At 56.3% G+C, this 20,656-nt stretch carries 20 protein-coding genes and 1 pseudogene; 8 read left to right on the top strand and 13 right to left on the bottom strand.

Annotated features, from left to right (window positions below; translation table 11 throughout):
- Positions 1-70: 70 nt before the first annotated feature.
- From AC6I8J_RS01695 to AC6I8J_RS01675, 5 genes are all read right to left on the bottom strand, one after another.
- Complete coding sequence (locus tag AC6I8J_RS01695; protein ID WP_497825021.1) at positions 71-967, bottom strand: LysR family transcriptional regulator; 897 nt, start codon at positions 965-967, stop codon at positions 71-73.
- A gap of 168 nt (positions 968-1,135) precedes the next feature.
- A complete protein-coding gene (locus AC6I8J_RS01690) occupies positions 1,136-1,504 on the bottom strand; it encodes a helix-turn-helix domain-containing protein (RefSeq protein ID WP_013359828.1) in 369 nt (122 codons plus the stop codon).
- A gap of 242 nt (positions 1,505-1,746) precedes the next feature.
- Positions 1,747-2,091, bottom strand: coding sequence for a hypothetical protein (locus AC6I8J_RS01685; protein WP_497825020.1), 345 nt, complete (start codon positions 2,089-2,091; stop codon positions 1,747-1,749).
- Positions 2,072-2,638 (bottom strand): hypothetical protein, encoded by a 567-nt coding sequence (locus AC6I8J_RS01680; protein WP_497825019.1) that lies wholly within the window; start codon positions 2,636-2,638, stop codon positions 2,072-2,074. Before AC6I8J_RS01680 ends, AC6I8J_RS01685 begins: the two co-directional genes overlap by 20 nt.
- Positions 2,639-2,702: 64 nt before the next feature.
- Complete coding sequence (locus tag AC6I8J_RS01675; RefSeq protein WP_497825018.1) at positions 2,703-2,855, bottom strand: hypothetical protein; 153 nt, start codon at positions 2,853-2,855, stop codon at positions 2,703-2,705.
- A 328-nt stretch (positions 2,856-3,183) separates the two neighbouring features.
- Between AC6I8J_RS01675 and AC6I8J_RS01670 the strand changes: the two genes are divergently transcribed.
- From AC6I8J_RS01670 to AC6I8J_RS01660, 3 genes are all read left to right on the top strand, one after another.
- Positions 3,184-3,843 carry a response regulator gene (locus AC6I8J_RS01670; protein WP_003855687.1) on the top strand — a complete coding sequence of 220 codons (660 nt, stop codon included), beginning with the start codon at positions 3,184-3,186 and terminating at the stop codon, positions 3,841-3,843.
- Positions 3,840-5,195 (top strand): sensor histidine kinase, encoded by a 1,356-nt coding sequence (locus AC6I8J_RS01665; RefSeq protein WP_161733604.1) that lies wholly within the window; start codon positions 3,840-3,842, stop codon positions 5,193-5,195. Before AC6I8J_RS01670 ends, AC6I8J_RS01665 begins: the two co-directional genes overlap by 4 nt.
- Positions 5,196-5,474: 279 nt before the next feature.
- Positions 5,475-6,341 (top strand): nucleoside-specific channel-forming protein Tsx, encoded by an 867-nt coding sequence (locus AC6I8J_RS01660; protein ID WP_161733602.1) that lies wholly within the window; start codon positions 5,475-5,477, stop codon positions 6,339-6,341.
- 138 nt (positions 6,342-6,479) lie between these two features.
- Here the strand turns inward: AC6I8J_RS01660 and yjdN are convergent, their stop codons facing one another.
- Positions 6,480-6,917 (bottom strand): VOC family metalloprotein YjdN, encoded by a 438-nt coding sequence (yjdN, locus tag AC6I8J_RS01655; protein ID WP_161733600.1) that lies wholly within the window; start codon positions 6,915-6,917, stop codon positions 6,480-6,482.
- A 72-nt stretch (positions 6,918-6,989) separates the two neighbouring features.
- Positions 6,990-7,886, bottom strand: coding sequence for a LysR family transcriptional regulator (locus AC6I8J_RS01650; RefSeq protein WP_161733598.1), 897 nt, complete (start codon positions 7,884-7,886; stop codon positions 6,990-6,992).
- Between the two features lie 114 nt (positions 7,887-8,000).
- Here AC6I8J_RS01650 and AC6I8J_RS01645 point away from each other — a divergent pair, with 114 nt between their 5' ends.
- The 3 genes from AC6I8J_RS01645 (at position 8,001) to abgT (ending at position 12,431) form a co-directional block, all read left to right on the top strand.
- Positions 8,001-9,314, top strand: a complete 1,314-nt coding sequence (locus AC6I8J_RS01645) for an amidohydrolase (RefSeq protein ID WP_222924715.1) — start codon at positions 8,001-8,003, stop codon at positions 9,312-9,314.
- Positions 9,311-10,753, top strand: coding sequence for a M20 family metallopeptidase (locus AC6I8J_RS01640; RefSeq protein ID WP_222924716.1), 1,443 nt, complete (start codon positions 9,311-9,313; stop codon positions 10,751-10,753). The genes AC6I8J_RS01645 and AC6I8J_RS01640 overlap by 4 nt, the downstream gene beginning before the upstream one ends.
- A gap of 160 nt (positions 10,754-10,913) precedes the next feature.
- Positions 10,914-12,431, top strand: a complete 1,518-nt coding sequence (gene abgT, locus AC6I8J_RS01635) for a p-aminobenzoyl-glutamate transporter (protein ID WP_497825017.1) — start codon at positions 10,914-10,916, stop codon at positions 12,429-12,431.
- Between the two features lie 81 nt (positions 12,432-12,512).
- Here the strand turns inward: abgT and AC6I8J_RS01630 are convergent.
- Positions 12,513-12,614, bottom strand: a pseudogene (locus tag AC6I8J_RS01630) (NadS family protein); the annotation flags it as partial.
- A 395-nt stretch (positions 12,615-13,009) separates the two neighbouring features.
- Here AC6I8J_RS01630 and AC6I8J_RS01625 point away from each other — a divergent pair.
- Complete coding sequence (locus AC6I8J_RS01625) at positions 13,010-14,419, top strand: MFS transporter (protein WP_497825016.1); 1,410 nt, start codon at positions 13,010-13,012, stop codon at positions 14,417-14,419.
- Between the two features lie 46 nt (positions 14,420-14,465).
- On the opposite strand, the gene AC6I8J_RS01620 is transcribed toward AC6I8J_RS01625, so the two are convergent.
- The 3 genes from AC6I8J_RS01620 to AC6I8J_RS01610 are packed head-to-tail and all read right to left on the bottom strand — an operon-like array spanning position 14,466 to position 18,308.
- Positions 14,466-15,776: a c-type cytochrome gene (locus tag AC6I8J_RS01620; protein WP_480343484.1), complete on the bottom strand. Its 1,311-nt coding sequence runs from the start codon at positions 15,774-15,776 to the stop codon at positions 14,466-14,468.
- Between the two features lie 10 nt (positions 15,777-15,786).
- Entirely contained in the window at positions 15,787-17,571 is a 1,785-nt protein-coding gene (locus tag AC6I8J_RS01615) for a GMC family oxidoreductase (protein ID WP_253420768.1), read from the bottom strand.
- Between the two features lie 2 nt (positions 17,572-17,573).
- Complete coding sequence (locus AC6I8J_RS01610) at positions 17,574-18,308, bottom strand: gluconate 2-dehydrogenase subunit 3 family protein (RefSeq protein WP_161733584.1); 735 nt, start codon at positions 18,306-18,308, stop codon at positions 17,574-17,576.
- A 275-nt stretch (positions 18,309-18,583) separates the two neighbouring features.
- Between AC6I8J_RS01610 and sbmA the strand changes: the two genes are divergently transcribed.
- Positions 18,584-19,825 (top strand): peptide antibiotic transporter SbmA, encoded by a 1,242-nt coding sequence (gene sbmA, locus AC6I8J_RS01605; protein ID WP_161733582.1) that lies wholly within the window; start codon positions 18,584-18,586, stop codon positions 19,823-19,825.
- A gap of 47 nt (positions 19,826-19,872) precedes the next feature.
- Here the strand turns inward: sbmA and AC6I8J_RS01600 are convergent, their stop codons facing one another.
- Both AC6I8J_RS01600 and AC6I8J_RS01595 read right to left on the bottom strand, forming a co-directional pair.
- Complete coding sequence (locus tag AC6I8J_RS01600) at positions 19,873-20,172, bottom strand: helix-turn-helix domain-containing protein (protein ID WP_161733580.1); 300 nt, start codon at positions 20,170-20,172, stop codon at positions 19,873-19,875.
- A complete protein-coding gene (locus AC6I8J_RS01595) occupies positions 20,165-20,518 on the bottom strand; it encodes a type II toxin-antitoxin system RelE/ParE family toxin (RefSeq protein ID WP_285086677.1) in 354 nt (117 codons plus the stop codon). The genes AC6I8J_RS01600 and AC6I8J_RS01595 overlap by 8 nt, the downstream gene beginning before the upstream one ends.
- Between the last annotated feature and the right edge of the window lie 138 nt (positions 20,519-20,656).

Below are 20,656 nucleotides of genomic sequence, written 5' to 3'. Positions count from 1 at the left end.
AGTCGCAGAGTAACAACAGTCGTGGCGGAATAGTTACTCTGTGGCGCTCATTGTTGTCAGCAGGCAACAGTCAGCCCGGATTGAGCGCCGTAATCAGGGCATCGCACAGCAGTGTCACCGGCGACGCCGGTTCAGGCGTGTTGTGCAGCAGCAGATAGCTTTGCAGGCGATCCATCTGCCACTCCGGCAGCAGTTGCTGAATGTCGCCACGCGCCATCGCCTCCTGTGCCATGTAGGACGGAAGATAGGCGATACCGCTGGCCGCCAGTGCGGCATTGAGCAGCGCCATGCTGTTATTGGCGCGAAAGCGGCTGCGCACGTCCAGTGCCAGCCGCTGTTTATCGCGGCGGAACGGCAGTGCGGCGGTGTGCGCCGGACCATGAAACAGCAGCAGGTCGTGGCGCGGCAACATCTCAGGATGCGTGATGGCGGGTCGCTGCGCCAGGTAAGCGGGCGCGGCATAAAGTCCCCACTCGATATCGCTCAGTACCCGGAAATTGCCCTGCTGCGGCGATCGGGATCGGATCACAATCGCCAGATCGACCTGATCGTCCAGCCGATCGTGATTGCGATCGGTCAGATCGAGATCGACGTTAATATGCAGATGGCGGCGCAGAAAACGATTGAGAACGGGAACCACGCACTGGCAGCCAAAAGTGACGGGCGCCTGTAGCCTGGCATGCCCAGTGGGCTGCTGATGCACCTGCTGCACAAACGCCTCGGCGCGCTGCACTTCAGCCAGCATCCTCACACAGTAAGGATAGTAAGCCTGACCCAGCTCAGTCAGTGCCAGCCGCCGGGTAGTACGCTGCAGCAGCCGGATACCGAGCCGCAGCTCCAGACGGGCAATTTCCCGGCTGACGTGAGATTTGGACAGGCCAAGTGCGCGTGCCGCCTCGCTGAAACTCTGTAATTCCACAACCCGTGCAAATACCAGCATGGCGGTTAAGTTCGCGCCATTTTCCATGTTTCCCGACTCCGGCAGTAAGGGGGGCTGGCAACAAACTAACATGTTCGGGCGGGATCGCTGTGGCTGACCGGCAAAAAAAGCGAGGCGAAGTTCAGGAGAAGAGCGGCGCAGAGCGCGGGCCGACCTTCCCGTCTGTGTGCGATGACGGGAAGGCCTTATCAGGCATCAGCTGGCCATCGCCAGAGGGAACAGCAACCGATCCGGCTCGACGCGACGCTGACGGCGCAACTGGCCTGGCGTCATCATAAAGTAGTTTTTAAAGGTGCGGGTATAGGCCTGCTGGGTATCGAAGCCGTAATTCATCGCCACCTGTAATATCGCTTCGTTGCTGCTTAGCAGACTGAGTGCAGACTCGGTTAAGCGACGCTGGCGGATATATTCTGCCAGTGAAAAGCCGGTATGCTGGCGAAACAGGCGTTGCAGATGCCAGCGCGAATAGCCCGAGCGGCGTGCCACCTCATCCAGATGCAGATCGTGTCCTAAGTTGTTCTCAATCCAGTCCAGCAAACTCCGAATAAACTCGCGCTGATTCATGGTTCCTCCTGTTGATGCTGATGTGCAGTGGAGCCACTCTACCCGCTAAAATTTATCCCTTAATTAGCAGAAAATTAGCGCAGAATTAGCAACGGCGGAAACGGGAGCGGAAAGGCGCGGCCAGCGGGGCTTTAGTGTGAAAGTTCGTGAAGGGATTGCTGCTGAAAAAAGGCAGAAGATAAAAATCGCTGAGTCAGACAAATTTATTTCTGCATTATAAGTGACGGGGGCATTCAGCCCTGTCAGGCGTCAATATGTTTGAGATAGCGCTGATATTCCTGAGCCAGAAAATCATCCCTCCGAGATAACGCCTCCTGACAGAATCCTGGTGGCACATCGTCATCGGTCTCCAGTTCCAGCTCAGCCACCAATTGTTCAACAATACGGTACAAGGGGATTTTGTGTTGTGCCTGAAAACGTCTGAATGCTCTATCCCAGATAAACGAGACAGAGTAATCAACGTAACGCCTTCCCTGCCGGTAAGGTAATGTCTGTAACTTCACCAGCAAAAAGTTAAAGGCTGGCAGAGCCAGTACCCGAATTCGCTCAGCTTCAGTCAGACTGTTCTTACCCAGGCACAGTGGCATTCGACAGGCGAGAGCAGATACAGGCAACAGGGTTCAGAACCCGAACAAATTCATGACTCATGGCAGCGCCGTGTCGATCGGGCATAACCAGAAAGGGGTCTGTATTGAGTGTCAATTTATCATTGAGAAAGTCCCCGACATTAAAGCCTGTGGGCCGATTAATAATATCGACAATATTTGCCTCATTGAGTTGCTCATTGAGTAACTGTCCCTGAGCATCCTCTTTGACCCTGCCCGTATTTTTATCAATCAGACTTAGTACTGTAATGGAGGGCACATTAAAAATTCCCTGAACCTGTGCTGTCACATTGAATAGTTTCGCAATCACATCAACGCCTTCCTTTCGGGTGACATAATCAACATCAATTGAGGTTATGGATGTTACATCAGGCTGATCAGGATAAAGATGCAGAGAGGTCAGATACCAGTACATAACAGCCTGACCGCCTGCAGTAATAACCGGTGACGGAAGTTGTCCGGCGTTATCAATAAGAAAACGGTTGAGTTTATGGATCTGCTCTTCGGGAGGAATAGCGTGCAATGTCATAAAAAAAGCCCACCTGTATGATGAGCTTATTTTACTACCTGGCTGATTTCAGCACGGCGTGACATCAGAAAAAGGCGAGGCTGCGTCCACTTTTTGCAGGCACAATACCCTGAGGACGTTTTTCAAGCACGCGGCCCGGAGCCTGACCATTTCGGACGGCTTCAACACGCTTCTGATACTCGCGCTGATGTCTGATTTTTGCTTCCTGGGCTGACATACTCTTCACCGCTGAAATGGCTGGCATTAATATGTTGCTCAAATAGACGTCACCCCATTTACGCTTGCAATCGCTGGTATCTCAATGGATATGGATGGGAACATCAGGCCACCTGACTCCTCCATAAAATACCGGTGACGGCGATCCGCGAAATAATTCGTGCTGTAGCAAGGCGGCAAATGCGCGAGTCCCCAGGAGCTGACATGGGTCAGTGACTGGGGTGAGCAAACGCAGCCAACGTCGCGACAGTGCGAAGTATGACGGCGGATAATTCTGGCCTAACAATTGGTGAGTAAACTCTCTCTTATCTTTATGAAGGAGATCAGCCATGCGCGTGTTACTGGTTGAAGATGATGAAATGATCGGCGCGAACCTGCAACAGGCACTGCAGGGCGCGGGCTGGTCAGTAGATTGGGTGCGCGATGGCGTTTATGCCCAGAATGCCTGGAGCGAAGGCGGCTACAGCTGCGTGCTGCTCGATCTCGGCTTACCGCGCGATGACGGTCTGCAGGTGCTGCGCCGGGCGCGCGGGCGCGGCGACGCGACGCCGGTGCTGATTCTTACCGCACGCGACACCGTGGCGCAGCGGATACAGGGACTCGACAGCGGTGCGGACGACTACCTGCTTAAACCGTTCGATCTCCAGGAAGTCATGGCCCGGATGCGTGCCATTACGCGACGCAGCCACGGCGCAGCAGACTCGGTGCTGGGCAGCGGCGATGTCCAGCTGGATATGATGACCCGCGAGGTACTCTACAAAGGCCAGCGCGAGCAGCTGACGGCGCGGGAATATGCCCTGCTCTACGCGCTGCTGGAGCGGCCAGGTGCGATCTTGTCGCGCGAACAGCTGGAAAACCGTATCTACGGCTGGGGCGATGAGGTCAGCAGCAATGCAGTAGATGTGCTGATCCACGGCATGCGTCGCAAGCTCGACAACGACGTGATCCGTAACGTGCGCGGGCTGGGTTGGCGGGTTCCGGCAATATGAAACCTTTCCGCTTTATGCGCTCACTGCGCAACAAACTTCTCTCTACGCTGCTGGTTATTCACCTGCTGATGATCGGCGGCGTCACATGGTATTTCTTCAGCTGTTACGGCGATATGGTCGGTACCATGAAGGACGATCAGCTGGCAAAAATCGCTGATGCCTGGTCCACTAATAAACAGATGCCCGCCCTGATGCCGATGCTCATTGCGCCGGACAAAGCAAAAAGCGCCTTTGTAGTTCAGCTCTGGGACGATCAGGGCCAGTTGCGGGCCAGCTCATGGCCGGAGTTACAGGCTCCGCTGCAAAATCAGCGCGGATATCACGATGTGCATGTGGGTCAGTGCGACGACTGTGAATGGCGTATTTTTACCCGGCCCGGCATGCCCGGCAGCGAGATCAAAACCATCCAGGTGATGCACAACCTCAGCTACATGAAAGCCTCGATGGTTAAGCGGGCGCTGTCGGCGATCATTCCGATGATCCTGATGATGCCGCTGTCGCTGCTGGTGATCTGGCTGGTGGTGCGCAAGATCACCCGGGATCTGCAGGTCGCTTCACGTCAGATTGCGGCGCAGGAGACACATCATCCGCACAATGTTTCACCTGAGGGCTTACCGGATGAGATCCTGCCGCTGGTAGCCGCTTACAACTCGCTGCTGAGTAAGCTGCGTGACGCCTGGTCGTCGCAGCGTCAGTTCCTGGAAGATGCTGCCCATGAGCTGCGTACGCCGGTAACAGCGGTGACGTTACAGCTGGAAAACCTGCGTCAGCATATTCAGCCAGGCGAAGCGAGCCGTCAGTTCAGCCAGCTGGAAGCGGGCGTCACGCGCACCCGTCACCTGGTCACACAGTTACTCAATGTCTCACGCCAGGATGACCAGAGCGTGGTGTCCAGCGTGGAGCATATTGAACTGGACGATCTGCTGAAAGAGAGCATTGAGCAGCTGATGGTGGTGGCGGACAAACGCGGCATTGATATCGGCTTTAATGGCTCCACGCAGTACCGTCTGCAGGCCAGCCGTTCTGAATTGCGCAGCCTGTTCGACAACCTGATTGGTAACGCTATGTTGCACACGCCGGAAGGCAGCCTGGTCGATGTGCTGCTGCATCGGGTGGCGGGCAAAACGGTGGTCGATATTGTCGATAACGGACCGGGCATGCCGGAATCCTTTATCGAACGCGCGTTCGACCGTTTTACCCGTTCGCCTGACGTTAAAGCCCAGGGCAGCGGGCTGGGACTCTCCATTGTGCGTAACGTCGCACAGAAACATCAGATCCACGTTGCCCTTACCAACTGCCTGACACCACAGGGTGCTGTTTGTGGTTTGCAGGTTCGCGTCACCCTTCCCTGATCCCGCCTGTTTGATCACGAACCAGACAACGTAAACGGTTGCCTGGTTCCGTTCGATCCACATCGTTATTGTGAAGTTCGTCACATTTTAGCTGAATTGTAATGCAACACTTTTTGACAAACGTGAGCAAAATCTATTTTCTATCGATCTGTTACAGGCACGCTACGCGGGCTGAAGAACGGGTTGTTATTCGCTGTGAAACCCTCATTCCCATCAAGGGACCGATTTCTCTCTGACTGCGTCTGGTGTGCGGCGGTCAAAAGCATGTGGCTGATAATAATGAAATATAAAACGTTGATAGCAGGTGCCGTGCTGGCATGTTCATTGAGTGGTGCTGCGCAGGCCGCTGAAAGCGATCCACAGTATGTCTCCGACTGGTGGCATCAGAGCGTGAACGTGGTAGGCAGCTACCACACGCGTTTCGGACCGCAATTTAATAACGACGTTTATCTGGAATATGAAGCGTTTGCGAAGAAAGAGTGGTTCGATTTCTACGGCTATCTGGACGTGCCTAACTTCTTCGGCGTGGGCAACAGCAATGCCAACGGCGTGTTCGACCACGGTTCACCGATGTTTATGGAGATTGAACCGCGCTTCTCTATCGATAAGCTAACCGGCACCAGCCTGGCCTTTGGCCCGTTCAAAGAGTGGTATTTCGCCAATAACTATATCTACGATATGGGCCGCAACAGCGACAACCGCCAGAACACCTGGTATATGGGTCTGGGCACCGATATCGATACGCACAGCGATGTCGGCCTGTCGCTGAACGTCTACGCCAAATATCAGTGGGAAAATTACGGCGCGGCAAACGAAAACAGCTGGGATGGCTATCGCTTCAAGGTGAAATACTTCGTGCCAATCACCACGCTGTGGGGCGGTAATCTGGGCTATGTGGGCTTCACCAACTTCGACTGGGGTTCTGACCTCAACGAGAAAGGCGGTTCATCACGCACCAGCAACTCTATCGCCTCCAGCCACATTCTGTCACTGGGTTACGATCACTGGCATATTTCTGCAGTGGCGCGTTACTTCCACAACGGCGGACAGTGGGCGGATGGTCAGGAGCTGAACTTCGGCAAAGGGCCATTTGAAGTGAAATCGACTGGCTGGGGTTACTACCTGGTAGCGGGTTATAACTTCTGATAATGATGACGGGCGGCTGAAAAAACGCCCGTTGCACAGGAGAACTGGCCTGGGGCATTAACGCCTCCAGGCCAGCTCTCCTCCAGGCCAACTTTTGAGAGGCAGGTTTAGCCACTCAGTCCTGCATCTGAACGTCGTTTATCCCTGCGGCTTCTCGACATTGATGCGCCACGGAATGTTGAACTTATCAATGAACATCGCGAATCCATTCGACCAGAATGTCTCCTGCCACTCAGTTGTCACCTTGCCGCCTGCCGACAGTTTCTCAAACCAGGCTTTACCCTTTTCGACATCAGTGGTGGAAAGGCTGACCGCATAACCGGCATGTTCAGACGCGGGCGGCTTCTCAGTATTGCCGTCGCTCAGCATCAGCTCACCGTCACCGATACGCAGCTGGGCATGCATGATCTTTTCTGGCGGCTGCGGCGCGGCAGACTGATCGCCGACCTGCTCACCCTGATCCGGCATATCACCAAATTTCATTTTAGAGAGCAGCTCTCCCCCGGTCGCCTGCAGATAAAAGTCGATAGCCTCTTCACAACGGCCATAGAGAAACAGATAAGGACTGACTTGCATCGTAACCTCTATTTGTCGGGTGGATTTTTACAGTACCTCTATAGTGTAGACGATCGACTTTACCCACTGATTTCATTGACAATAACGCCGAAAGAGTTGTGCCATATAACTGCTCATCGGCGTCAGCGCGGTGTCTTTGCGCTGGATCAGATAGAAGATCGCTTTCGGTAAGGGCTCGTCGAGCGTCAGCGCCACCAGCGACCGCCCCAGAATGGGATCGTCAATCACGTCGACCGACAGAATACTGATGAAATCGCTTTGCGCCACCAGGCTGGTGCAGGCCATAAAGGTTTCACAGGTCACCACGATTTTGGGTGCCATGCCGCGCTCGCCAAACAGATCGTGCAACAAGCGGTAGTAACTGCCTTTCGGCGTTGGCATCGTCCAGTCCGCCTGCTGTAACTCCGCCAGAGAACGCGCCTTTTCCAGCGGATGGCCTTTGCGCACCACTACCTTGTACTCGCGCTCCATCATCCGCTCATACATCAGCTCCTGATCGAGATGGCTCTGATCGTAGGTATTAATGGTGAAATCGAGTGCCCCCTGACGCAGTTCATGCACCATCGACACCAGCTGGCCTTCGACGATGCGCACCTTCACCAGCGGGTATTCGCGATGAAACTGGTTAATCACCTGCGGCATAATGGTGCGCGCCACGCTGCCACCAACGCCGATATTCACCTGACCGCCACCCAGTCCCAGCCGCTGCTGAATATCCTCTTCGGCGACCCGCAGCTCTGCCAGCACCAGGCTGGCATGCCGAAAAAAGTTATCACCGATATCGGTTAACACTACGCCCTGCTGACGGCGGATAAACAGCTTTGCCCCCAGCTCGCGCTCCAGTTCCTGAATCGCTTTAGTTAACGCCGGTTGTGACAGCCCGGAAAGACGGCTTGCCGCCCGGATACTGCCCTGTCGCGCCACGTCAGTGAAGGCGCGCAGCTGATGGAGCTTGAGATTGGCAGACATAATTTTGCGATAACCGTTGTTTATCAGTCACAAGATATTCGCATCTTATGCCGGTCAATACCATTGTGTAGATTCGGAACAGTGCATAAAAAATCAACAACGAGGAGAGAGCCGATGAAACCCCTTTCAGACCACGTCAGCGCCCGGCTGCCACAGCTGCAACAGTGGCGTCGCGACTTCCATCACTATGCCGAATCGGGCTGGCTGGAGTTCCGCACCGCCACCTTAGTCGCTGAAGAGCTGCATAAGCTCGGTTATCAACTGAAGCTGGGCCGTGAGGTCATCGACGCTGACGCGCGGATGGGCTTGCCCGACGAGGCGGTGCTGAAGCAGCAGGAAGCGCGCGCGCTGCAACAGGGCGCGCTGCCGCAGTGGATCAGCCACTTCTCCGGCGGATTCTGCGGCATCGTGGCAACGCTCGAGACCGGCCGTCCCGGCCCGGTGATGGGCTTCCGCGTCGATATGGATGCCCTGGATCTCAACGAGAGCCAGGCTGACGATCATCTGCCGCAACGTGAAGGGTTCGCCTCCTGCAACGCAGGCATGATGCACGCCTGCGGGCATGACGGCCACACCACTATCGGGCTGGGTCTCGCCTCGGTGCTGATGGCGATGAAAGATCAGCTCAGCGGTACGATTAAACTGATCTTCCAGCCCGCCGAAGAGGGTGTGCGCGGCGCAAAAGCGATGGTGGCGGCGGGCGTGGTCGATGACGTTGATCGCTTCACCGCGATTCATATCGGCACCGGCGTACCGGCAGGCGAAGTGGTGTGCGGCAGCGACAGCTTCCTCGCCACTACCAAGCTGGATGTTCACTTTACCGGCGTCGGTGCCCATGCGGGCGGTCGTCCTGAAGAGGGGCGTAATGCCCTGCTGGCCGCCGCACAGGCAACGCTGGCGCTGCATGGTTTAACCCAGCACAGCGGCGGCGTGGCGCGGGTCAACGTGGGCGTGCTGCAGGCCGGAACCGGCCGTAACGTGGTGGCCGACTGCGCCCTGCTGAAAGTCGAAACCCGTGGCGTGACCAATCAGGTTAACGACGATATTTATCAGCAGGCGCTGCGGGTGATTGCCGGTGCAGCGGCGATGTATGGCGTTGAGCAGCAGGTTTCACTGATGGGTGCCGCGCGCAGCTGTACGCCGACGCAGCCGTGGGTCGATTTCATCCATCAGCAGGCAGACGCGCTCGGTATCTTCGACTCGGTGGTCGATCGTAAAGCGCAGGCGGCAGGGTCAGAAGATGCGACTTACATGATGGAGCGAGTCAAAGAGCGCGGCGGCCAGGCCTCTTACGTTATTTTTGGCTGCGCGCTGGCGGCGGGCCATCACAACGCGAAATTCGACTTTGACGAGCGGGTCATGCCGGACGCTATCACACTGCTGGCCACCCTGGCGCTGAACCAGGCGCAGTATAGGGGCTCACGATGATGGAAGACTTTATTGCCGACTATATCCATCGTCATCAGCTTCGTTTCAGCACGCTCAGCGACGCCATCTGGGACACACCGGAGACCCGCTTTGCCGAAACCCGCTCGTCAGCCCTGCTTTCTGATGCGCTGGCAGAAGAGGGATTCAGAGTGGAACGCGGCGTGGGTGGCATCGATACGGCGTTTATCGCCAGTGCGGGCAGCGGCAAGCCGGTGATTGCCATCCTTGGCGAGTTCGATGCGCTGGCGGGCCTGAGTCAGCAGGCGGGCTGCGCCCGGCCACAACCGCTGGAAGCCAACGGCAACGGCCATGGCTGCGGTCACAACCTGCTCGGCACGGCAGGTGTTGCGGCGGCCTGCGCCGTGAAAGCCTGGATGGAACAGCATCACACGGGTGGCACGGTGCGCTTTTACGGCTGCCCTGGCGAAGAGGGCGGTTCGGGCAAGACTTTTATGGTGCGCGAAGGGCTGTTTGACGACGTTGATGCCGCCGTGACCTGGCATCCGGAGGGGTTCAGCGGCATGTTCAATCTGCGTACCCTCGCCAATATTCAGGCGGCGTTCAGCTTCAAAGGGGTTGCGGCGCACGCGGCCAATTCTCCCCATCTGGGCCGAAGCGCCCTGGATGCCGTCACGCTGATGAATACCGGGGCCAATTTTCTGCGCGAGCATATTGTTCAGGAGGCACGTCTGCACTACGCCATCACCAACAGCGGCGGTGTATCGCCGAACGTGGTGCAGGCCGATGCGGAGGTGCTCTACCTGATCCGCGCCCCGGAACTGCCACAGGCGCAGGCGATTTATGAACGGGTGATCAATATCGCCAGGGGTGCAGCGCTGATGACCGACACCACGCTGACCGTACGTTTTGACAAAGCCTGCTCGGATTACGTGCCGAATCGCGCGCTGGAAGCGGTCATGGAGCGTTATTTGCATCAGTTTGGTTTGCCCGACTACAGCGACGAAGAGCGCGCGTTTGCGGCCGAACTGCGTGCCACCCTGACCGATGACGATCTGCGCAATGCCCGGCTCAATGTCGCCCGCACCGGTGGCGAAGCCGGGTATGCCTGGGCTGAACAGCTGGGCGACAAACTGTTTATGGATGAGGTTGCGCCCTATGCGGTCACGCGTGAGCTGCTTTATGGCTCCACCGATGTCGGCGATGTCAGCTGGGTAACGCCGACCGCACAGTGCTTTGCGCCCTGCTTTACCTTCGGCACGCCGCTGCACACCTGGCAACTGGTGGCGCAGGGTCGCACCAGTATCGGGCATAAGGGGATGTTTCTGGCGAGTAAAGTGATGGCGGCCACGGTGTTAACGCTGTTAACGGATCCGCAGGCACTGGCTGGCTGCAGGGCCGAGTTTGAACGGGTACGCGCCGCGCAGCCTTATATCTGCCCTATCCCGGCGGGGATCATACCCACAAAACTGGCCGAATGAGCCAACGGCCGTGTCTCTGACGCGGACCACTATAAAAAATATTGCAAACACTTCCCTGATTCAGCGGAGCCGACTCTGAACTCACCGCCTGTTGTATATCACGACGGGCGTCAGACCGGGCCTCCACCGATAAGGGGAACACAAGACGAGAATCAATACCATGGAAGCAACATCCGGGAACCGCAGCCCTGGCCGGCTTTTCAGCTGGATCGAGCGTGTGGGCAATAAAGTCCCCAACCCGTTTTTACTGTTTGTCTATCTGATCGTGGTGCTGATGGTGGCGACCGCCATTATCAGCGCGCTGGATCTGGCTGTGAAGAACCCGAGCAACGGCGAAATCGTGCGGGTGAATAACCTGCTGAGCGTCGCAGGCATTCAGTGGATCCTGCCCAATATCATTAAGAACTTCAGCAGCTTTACACCGCTGGGATCGATTCTGGCGCTGGTGATTGGTGCCGGACTGGCGGAAAAGGTCGGCCTGCTCCAGTCGCTGATGGTGAAGATGGCGTCACGCGTCAGCCGCCGTTATGCCAGCTACATGGTGCTGTTTATCGCTTTCTTCAGCCATATCTCCTCGGATGCCGCGCTGGTAGTGATGCCGCCGCTGGGTGCGCTGATCTTCCTGGCGGTAGGGCGTCATCCGGTGGCGGGCCTGCTGGCCGCGATTGCCGGTGTGGCCTCTGGCTTTACCGCCAACCTGCTGATTGTCACCACCGATGTGCTGCTCTCGGGCATCAGCACTGAAGCGGCTAAAGCGGTCAGCGACACGGTGCATGTCAGCGTCATCGATAACTGGTTCTTTATGGCCACGTCGGTGATTGTGCTGACGATTGTGGGCGCGCTGCTGACCGATAAATTTGTCGAGCCGCGACTGCCAAAGTGGCAGGGCAACGGCGAGAAGCTGGCGGCGCTGACGCCGCTTGAAAACCGCGGTCTGCGGGCTGCCGGGATCGCCGCGCTGCTGTTTATCGCCCTGATGGCGCTGCTGGTGGTGCCGGAACATGCGCCGCTGCGCAATCCCGCCACCGGCGCCATTATTCCCTCGCCTTTTATTCAGGGCATTGTGCCAATCATCATTCTGTTCTTCTTTGTGGTGGCGATTGCTTATGGCGTGGTCACCCGACAGATCCGCCGTCCGGATGATATCCCGCAGCTGCTGGTCGATCCGATGAAGGGCATGGCGGGTTTTATCGTGATGGTGTTTCCGCTGTCGCAGTTCGTGGCGTTCTTCAACTGGAGCAACATGGGCAAATTCATGGCGATCGGGCTGACTGATGTGCTGGAGAGCGCAGGCGTCAGCGGCGCGCCCGCTTTTCTCGGCCTGATGTTCCTGTCGGCGTTTCTCTGCATGTTTATCGCCAGCGGTTCAGCCATCTGGTCGATTCTGGCGCCGGTCTTTGTGCCGATGTTTATGCTGCTCGGCTTCCATCCCGCCTTTGCCCAGATGATTTTCCGCATCGCCGACTCCGCCGTGCTGCCGCTGGCACCGATGTCTCCGTTTCTGCCGCTGTTCCTGGCTTTTTTGCAGCGCTACCAGAAAGATGCGCAGCTTGGGACCTATTACGTGCTGATCTTCCCCTATCCGCTGGTGTTCTTTATCAGCTGGATAGCGCTGCTGCTGGTGTGGTATCTGCTGGGTCTGCCGATTGGACCCGGCGTCTGGCCGAAATTGCCTTAAGGCACCGTGCCACCGATGCGGGCATTATCGGTGGCGCTTTCTCGCTTTTCCGGCTGGCGGGATATCTGGGCATGGATTGAGTGCCCGGATAGTCTTCACGTCGGCCACCGCATAGCGGGTAACACGACCTGGCTCTTTGGCACCGTTTTTGATCTCAACAGCTTCTTTCAGCGATGCTTTCAGCTCGTCAAAAAACTCACGTTACACCTTATCTTTCCCTGATTGTGTCAGCTTCTTCAGCTCAGCTTTTCTGCATCCATGAAGAAGAGGTAACAAAGCAAGGCTATGCTAGCGCAGTTACGTCATTTGCATCCATACGGGCCTGCTACCGCGTTACCGGGCTGAGAGACAGCTCTGAGCTTGCAAACAGATCCTGGCCTGATCACAACTGCCGGAGTTGATCTGCGATGAATGGCAAAACCTGCAACGTATGTTGCTAAATCGTCAGCAACGACGCTCTCGGCATTGGCGAATGAATTGACTATTCTGCTCTTTCTTCGCTTGCTAACGGTTAACTATTTTAATAAGCCTCCGACCGGCTGCGAGTCGTCTCCACACTGCCTGAGGTTCACGCTGACATGACCACCTCCTCCACCAGCCTGCCGCCGATGCACGCTTCATCGGCGGCCCGTAACAGCTTAGCCGCACGCGTTGATGCGCTGCCCTCCTCCGCCGGATTGTGGCGCTTTATTACGCTGCTGGCGCTGGGCGGCTTTTTTGAGCTTTATGATCTGTTTGAAACCGGCTACATCAGTACCGGCCTGCTGTCGGCGGGCGTATTTCACACGGGTGCGGCAGGCGTGCTGGGCTTCTCCGATCAGGCGGCCTTCGCCTCAGCCACTTTTCTCGGTCTGTTTTTCGGGGCCAGCCTGCTGGCGCCCTATGCTGACCGCTTTGGTCGCCGTCTCACCTTTATGTGTGCGCTGCTGTGGTATGGGCTGTTTTCGCTGCTGATGGCGTTCCAGCAGAGCGCGGAGATGATCATTCTGTTCCGCTTTCTGGTGGGGATCGGGCTGGGCGTCGAGCTGGTGACTATTGATACTTACCTGTCGGAATGGGTGCCGAGCCATCTGCGAAGCCGCGCTTTTGCCTTCTCCTTTTTCGTGCAGTTTTTGTCGGTGCCTGCGGTGGCGCTGATGTCCTGCTGGCTGATTCCGCAAACGCTGCTCAGTCTGGAAGGCTGGCGCTGGGTAGTGATCGCGGGCGCGGTCTGTTCGTTGGTGATCTGGCTGGTGCGCAGAAATCTGCCGGAGTCAGCACGCTGGCTGGCGCAGCAGGGTCGTCATCAGGAGGCACATGACGTGCTGTCAATGATGGAGCAACGCTGCGGCATCCCGGCCGGACCCGCGTTTTCAGCTGAGGATGCAGCGGCAAAACTGCCCAGAAAGGGACGCTTCAGCGAGATCTGGTCTCCTGCTTACCGCAAGCGCACTCTGATGCTGGTGGTGATGAATTTTTTTCAGGCAATCGGCTTTTTCGGCTTTGGTAACTGGCTGCCTGCGCTGTTGTCAGGCCGTGGAGCCACGGTGACGCACAGCCTGCTCTATGCTTTCTTCATCACCCTGGCCTATCCGCTGGGATCGCTGATTTGCAGCCGCTACGCTGACAAAATGGAAAATAAGTGGCAGATCGTCCTGTCGTCGCTGATGACGGTGGTGTTCGGTACGCTTTTTGCTTTCCAGACGCAGCCGGTATTGCTGATTCTGTGCGGCTTCCTGATCACCTGGTCCAACGCCTGGCTGACCTTCAGCTTCCACGCCTATCAGACCGAGATTTTCCCCACCCACATTCGGGCGCGGGCAGTCGGCTTCTGCTACTCCTTCAGCCGCCTCTCAACGGTCTTCAGCAGTATTCTCATCGGGATGATATTGCAGTACGCAGGAACGCCAGGTGTAATTACCTTTATCGTGCTGAGCATGGTGATGGTGATGCTGTCAGTAGGGATTTACGGGCCGAAAACGCGCGGAATCGATCTGGAGAATATCTAAAAGAAAAGGCCGTCATCCTGATGATGACGGCCTCTATTACTGCCGGTTATTTGCCTTCGAGTACGTTGATATCCGCACTGCCCAGCCGGTCTTTCTCATCTTTACGCAGCGCCGCGACCTGTTTCGCGCTGACCTGCTCTGTCGCCTTATTGCCCCAGCTGTTGCGCACGAAGTTCACTACGTCTGCCACCTGCTGATCGTCAAGACGCCAGCCGAATGCTGGCATGGTAATCGTCGACGGCGCGCCATTGACGCCAGGCAACTGTCCGCCCACCAGCACGATATGAATCAGTGAGGTCGGATCGTCCGCCAGCACCACCGGATTACCGCGCAGCGCCGGATAGAAACGTTTATAACCGCTGCCATCGGTTTTATGGCACGCCGCACAGCTGTCGACGTAGGTGGCTGCACCCGTCGCACTGTCATCACCTTTCCACAACGCTTTGGCGGTGGCATCATCGACGCTGAAGGCTGCCTGATGCGGATCTTTTGCACCCAGCGACTTCAGATAGCGCGCAATGGCGGTGATATCGGCCTCGCTCAGGTGCTGCAGACTGTGTTCCACCACGTCGGTCATGCCACCGAAAGCAGCGGTGTGATCGTTGCGGCCATAGCGCAGGAACTGACGCAGGTCCTCTTCGCTCCAGCGTCCCAGCCCGTCACGGTTGTCACCGCGCAGGTTGCTGGCGGTCCAGCCATCAATCGGCGCGCTGCTACCCGCCAGATAGTCGCTGCCCTCCTCGTTGGTCAGCGCCTTCTCCTGCATGGTGATGCTGCGCGGCGTGTGACAGGCTCCACAGTGGCCCAGTCCTTCAACCAGATAGCGACCCCGCGCCAGCACCGGATCTTCCTGGGCGGCAGGCTGGAACGCTTTTACATCGGGCGCAAAAATGCCGCGCCAGATCGCCAGCGGCCAGCGCATCGACAGCGGCCAGGGAATGTCGCTCTCCCGGTTTGGCTGCTTAACCGCCGCAACGCCATGCATGAAATAGGCATAAAGCGCCTTCATATCCTCATCGCTGACCACCGCGTAGGAAGGAAATGGCATCGCCGGATAGAGCGTATCGCCATTTTTCGCCACGCCGTGACGCACCGCTTTCTGAAAGTCGTCGTAGCTGTATTCACCAATACCGGTGTCGCCATCGGGCGTGATGTTGGTGGAGTAGATGGTGCCAATCGGTGTTGCCATCGGCAGACCACCGGCAAACGCTGCGCCGCCTTTGCTGGTGTGGCAGGCCACACAGTCACCGGCGCGCGCCAGATACTCACCGCGTTTAACCAGATCGTCCTGGCTGCTATCCGCCAGTACGGCGAACGACAGGGAGCCAAGAATCAGAGCCAGAATGCCATTTTTCATCGCCATCTCCTTATGCCTGCACCAGTGGACCAGGGTTTTTCAGGTAGTGCTCGCGAATCGCTTTGGCTGACCAGTAGGTCAGCGCCGCCACCATGCCGGTCGGGTTATAACCCAGTCCCTGCGGGAAGGCGGATGCGCCCGGTACAAACACATTTGGCACATCCCAGCTTTGCAGATAACGGTTCACCGCACTGGTTTTGGGATCGTCGCCCATGATCGCCCCGCCACTGATGTGGGTGGTCTGATACACCGTGGAGTCAAAATGGGTGCCCGGCTTTTTCGCGCCGCCGATGATCATCTTCGGGTTCATCGCTTCGGCGATGTTGCGCATCTTACCGACCATAAACTGCGCCATCTTGATGTCGTTCTCCTGCCAGTCAAAGGTCATGCGCAGCAGCGGCTGTCCATAGGCATCTTTATAGTGAGGATCGAGATCGAGGTAGTTAGCGCGATAGGACTGGTGTGCGCCGTGCGCATCCATCGACAGATGGTGGGTGTAGGTATCCGCCACCGCCGCTTTCCATTGGCTGCCCCAGTTAGGTGTGCCCGCTGGCACCGGCAGACCGGAGATCGGTTTGGTACCCGCCTGGTTGACCCAGAATGGCGAACCGCCGACAAAGCCCAGCGGCCCGTGGTCGAAGTTATCCGCATTGAAATCATCAATGCCGACGCCCGCGCCACCCGCACCGATGAACGGATTGGTGGTGGTGTTTTTATCAAACAGCGCCTTGAGCGTGGAGAGGTTCTGATAGGCGAAGTTGCGGCCTACGGTGCCTTCGTTAGTGATCGGATTGTACGGTTTACCGATGCCCGACAGCAGCATCAGATGCACATTATGGAACTGGAAGGCGGAGAGGATCACCAGGTCAGCGGGCTGGACCTGCTCGCGACCCTGCCCATCCACATAGGTCACGCCGGTCGCGCGCGTTTTGTCATCGCTGAGATTAACCCGCAGCACATAAGAGTTATTGCGCAGCTCGAACTTCGGCTCCTGACGCAGCGCGGGCAGGATGTTCACATTAGGCGACGCTTTGGAATACATGTAGCAGGCGTAGCCGCTGCAGTAACCGCAGAAGTTGCATGGCCCCATCTGCGCGCCATAGGTGTTGGTATAAGGGCCCGATGTGTTGGCGGACGGCAGATCGTAAGGATGATAGCCGACCGACTCAGCGGCCTGAGCAAACAGCTGCGCTGAATAAGTACGCTTCTGCGCGGGCAGCGGGAAGTTATCGGAGCGATCCGGCGCAAACGGGTTGCCGCCTTTATCTTTGCCGACCACCTTCCCCTTAATGCTCCAGGCGCTGCCGGAGGTGCCAAAGACTTTTTCTGCCTTGTCGAAGAACGGCTCAAGCTCATCGTAGCTGACGCCGAAATCCTGAATCGTCATGCCCTCCGGGATAAAGTTCTTACCATAGCGCTCTTCGTAATGGCTGCGCATTCGCAGTTCAACCGGATCGACACGGAAATGAACGCCGGACCAGTGCAGACCTGCGCCACCTGTGCCGGTGCCTGGCAGAAACGCCGCCAGCTGGCGATAGGGAACAGCCGTCTGCGAGGCGTCATGACGAATGGTTACGGTGCTTTTAGAGAGATCCTGGAACAGCTTTTTGCGAACGTTATAGGTCAGCTCATCAATGGACTGCGGATAGGAGCCATCAGGATAGGTATCGCGATGCGGTCCGCGCTCCAGCGCCAGCACGTGAAGGCCCGCTTCGGTCAGCTCTTTCGCCATAATCGCGCCTGCCCAGCCGAAGCCGACAATCACCGCATCCACTTTTTTCATTTCGTTAGCCATGCTTAGCTTCTCTCCCCGCGAATCGACACTGACGGGAACGGATACCGTTCGCCGCGCTCTACCCAGTCCATAAAGTCGGCGCGTGCGCCAGGGAAGTTGATCAGCTTCCAGCCGACCATGCCCTGATTCCCGCCGTGGATGGGATCGCTGAAGAAGCCTTCGCGTGTGTTCTGCAGCAGGAAGCTGAAGAAAACTTTTGCTGGCAGCTGGCTGAATTCCGCACTGCCACTCTCCATCGCCTGCAGTAAGGCATCCTGCTGCTCGCCGCTGAGCTCGGCGAACACCTTGCCGTGCTGCTTTTTACTGTAGTTGTCGGCATCGGCCAGCCCGAGACGGTAGATCTGCTGTGGCACCAGCGGCAACTGATAGCCCAGCTCTTTCGGCAGATCGGGATTAAACGGCCCCTGCATATACCAGTTCGAGCCTGTGGCATACGGCGTGTTCATCTGACGATCAATAAACTCCGGCACGCCGGCTTCCAGCGCACCCGGCCCGCGTTCATCACTGGGGATCAGACGCGCTACGGCGGCCGTGATAAAGGCGAACTCTTCGGCGGTGAACCAGTTCGGCTGGTAATCACGCGCCTGCTGTGGCGCGGCCGGGGTTTCAGCCGCCTGTGCGGCGAGCGGCAGAGAGAGCGCGCCCATCGCCGTGGAACCTACCGCCATTGCAGGCGCCAGGGTAATCGTCTTCAGCAAAAAATCCCTGCGTGAATGACCTTTTTTTTGTTCTGACATGACATTGCCTCATTCCCGCCCTATCCGGCGGTATGAAAAATAAATGGTTGCGTTGTAATGGTTTTTATCAGCAAATTCAGGGTAGCATCTGGCTTGTTACCGGTAACAATCCAGCATATTGTAACACTGCCATTCACAAAGATTTAGTTCCACGAAACAAAACCGCACAATTTCATTAACATCTATCACCGTCCTGTCATGAGCAGAAACAACAGACTACAGACAGCGCCACGTCAAAAACGTTATAACAGGCAACACACAACAGCGGAGTGCCTATGTTTAAGTCTTTTTTTCCGCGGCCAGCGCTGTTTTTCAGCTCTGCGGCTGTCTGGAGCTTAGTAGCGATTTTTGCCTGGTTCGGCTTTGCCGCGCATCTGCCCGGCATGTGGCCGACTTTTGAAGCGGCAATGAAAGAACCTTTACCGACCACAGCGGCACGTTTTATCGCCGCGAGTCAGATTTGGTTTTATCTCTATTACTGGATAATGGTCGCCATTTTTGCCCTGGCCTGGCGGCTGATTGATGCCCATCCGTGGCAACGCTGGTCAGTGTGGGGTTCCGCGCTGATTATCTTTGTCACCTGGTTTGGCGTGCAGGTGGGGGTGGCTATTAATGCCTGGTATGGTCCGTTCTATGATCTGATACAGAAAGCGCTGACCAAAGCGGGATCGGTGCAGATTGCCGAGTTTTACCATCAGGTTATCGCGTTTCTCGGCATTGCCTTAATTGCGGTGGTGATTGGCGTTCTCAACTCCTTCTTTATCAGCCACTGGGTTTTCCGCTGGCGTACCGCCATGAATAACTACTACATGCACAACTGGCAGCGGCTGCGTCATGTGGAAGGTGCCGCACAGCGTGTGCAGGAAGACACCATGCGGTTTGCAACGACGCTGGAAAACTGGGGTGTCAGTTTTATTCAGGCGATTATGACGCTGGTGGCGTTTTTGCCGGTACTGGTGGCGCTGTCACATCACGTAAAAGATATCCCGTTCCTCGGCAATATTCCTTACGCGCTGGTAATTGCCGCAGTGCTCTGGTCTGTATTCGGCACCGGCTTGCTGGCGCTGGTCGGAATTAAGCTGCCAGGGCTGGAGTTCCGTAATCAGCGGGTTGAAGCCGCCTACCGTAAAGAGCTGGTCTACGGCGAAGACAATGCCGATCGTGCACAACCGCAGACCGTACAGGAACTGTTTAGCCGGGTGCGGGTTAACTACTTCCGTCTCTACTTCCACTATCTCTACTTCAACATCACCCGCATTCTCTATCTGCAGGTCGATAACGTGTTTGGTCTGTTCCTGCTTTTCCCGTCGATTGTGGCAGGCACTATTACGCTGGGCTTACTTAACCAGATTACCAACGTGTTTGATCAGGTGCGTGGCTCGTTCCAGTATCTGATCGCCTCCTGGTCGACGCTGATCGAACTGATGTCGATCTACAAGCGTCTGCGCAGCTTTGAGCAGATTCTGGATGATGTACCCCATGATGAGATGAAGCGCGAGGCATCGGAAGAGGTGTAACGGGTTGGAAAGAGAGAAGCCACGTTAATGTGGCTTCTCTCATTTAATCACAGATCAAAAGCTATTCTTTTGCCTGTCGGCAATTTGACATCGATACTTATCTCGCCTCCCAGAGCCGTAACGTAACGCTTCAGCGTAGAAAGGCGGGGATCATTATCAGCCTGTTCCATTCTGGCGATAGTTGGCTGTTTCACACCCATTGCCTGCGCCATCTCTGTCTGTGACAGGTTAAGTTCTTCGCGCAACATGTGTAGCGCGATAGCCTGCCGCATTGCATCGACTTTTTTGGCAATGCGTTCGCGACTCTCCGGACTTTGATTTGCCATCAGCTCTTTTAAATTAGCCATTATCCCCTCCATTCAAATATTTGCGGAATTCAGCATCTGCCAATTTGATCATATCTTTATAGAATTTCTTTTCCTTAACCCCGGTTTTATCGCCTGCACACAACACAATGCCACGGCGAGAAGGATCAAAAGCAAAGAAGGCCCTTATCGGTTTGCCTTGATGCTGTACTCTTAATTCTTTCATATTCGGAAAATCAGAGCCGTCTACGGTATCAGCAAACGGCTTCGCTAAATGCGGCCCATACTCAGACAGGATAACTATCGCGGCGAGCATATCCTCCTTCAGTTCCTCACTCTGGGCCTTAAACCACTCATCAAATCTTTTGGTTGTATCCACATCCCACATCGCAACATCCTTATAGCGAATAAGCTATAAATGATGCTATAGCCTGTTCGCTATAAAGGCAAGTGTCTCGCGGGCCGCCAGGGCAAAAGGATATTCCAGATCTCAAACCGGCTTTGAAAATAAAAAAGCCACTCGTCA

This window comes from Pantoea sp. X-Soil-ISGK-355 (assembly GCF_059730805.1).
The sequence above is the reverse complement of the archived record's forward strand: the minus strand, read 5'-3'. Positions and strand labels throughout refer to the sequence as shown.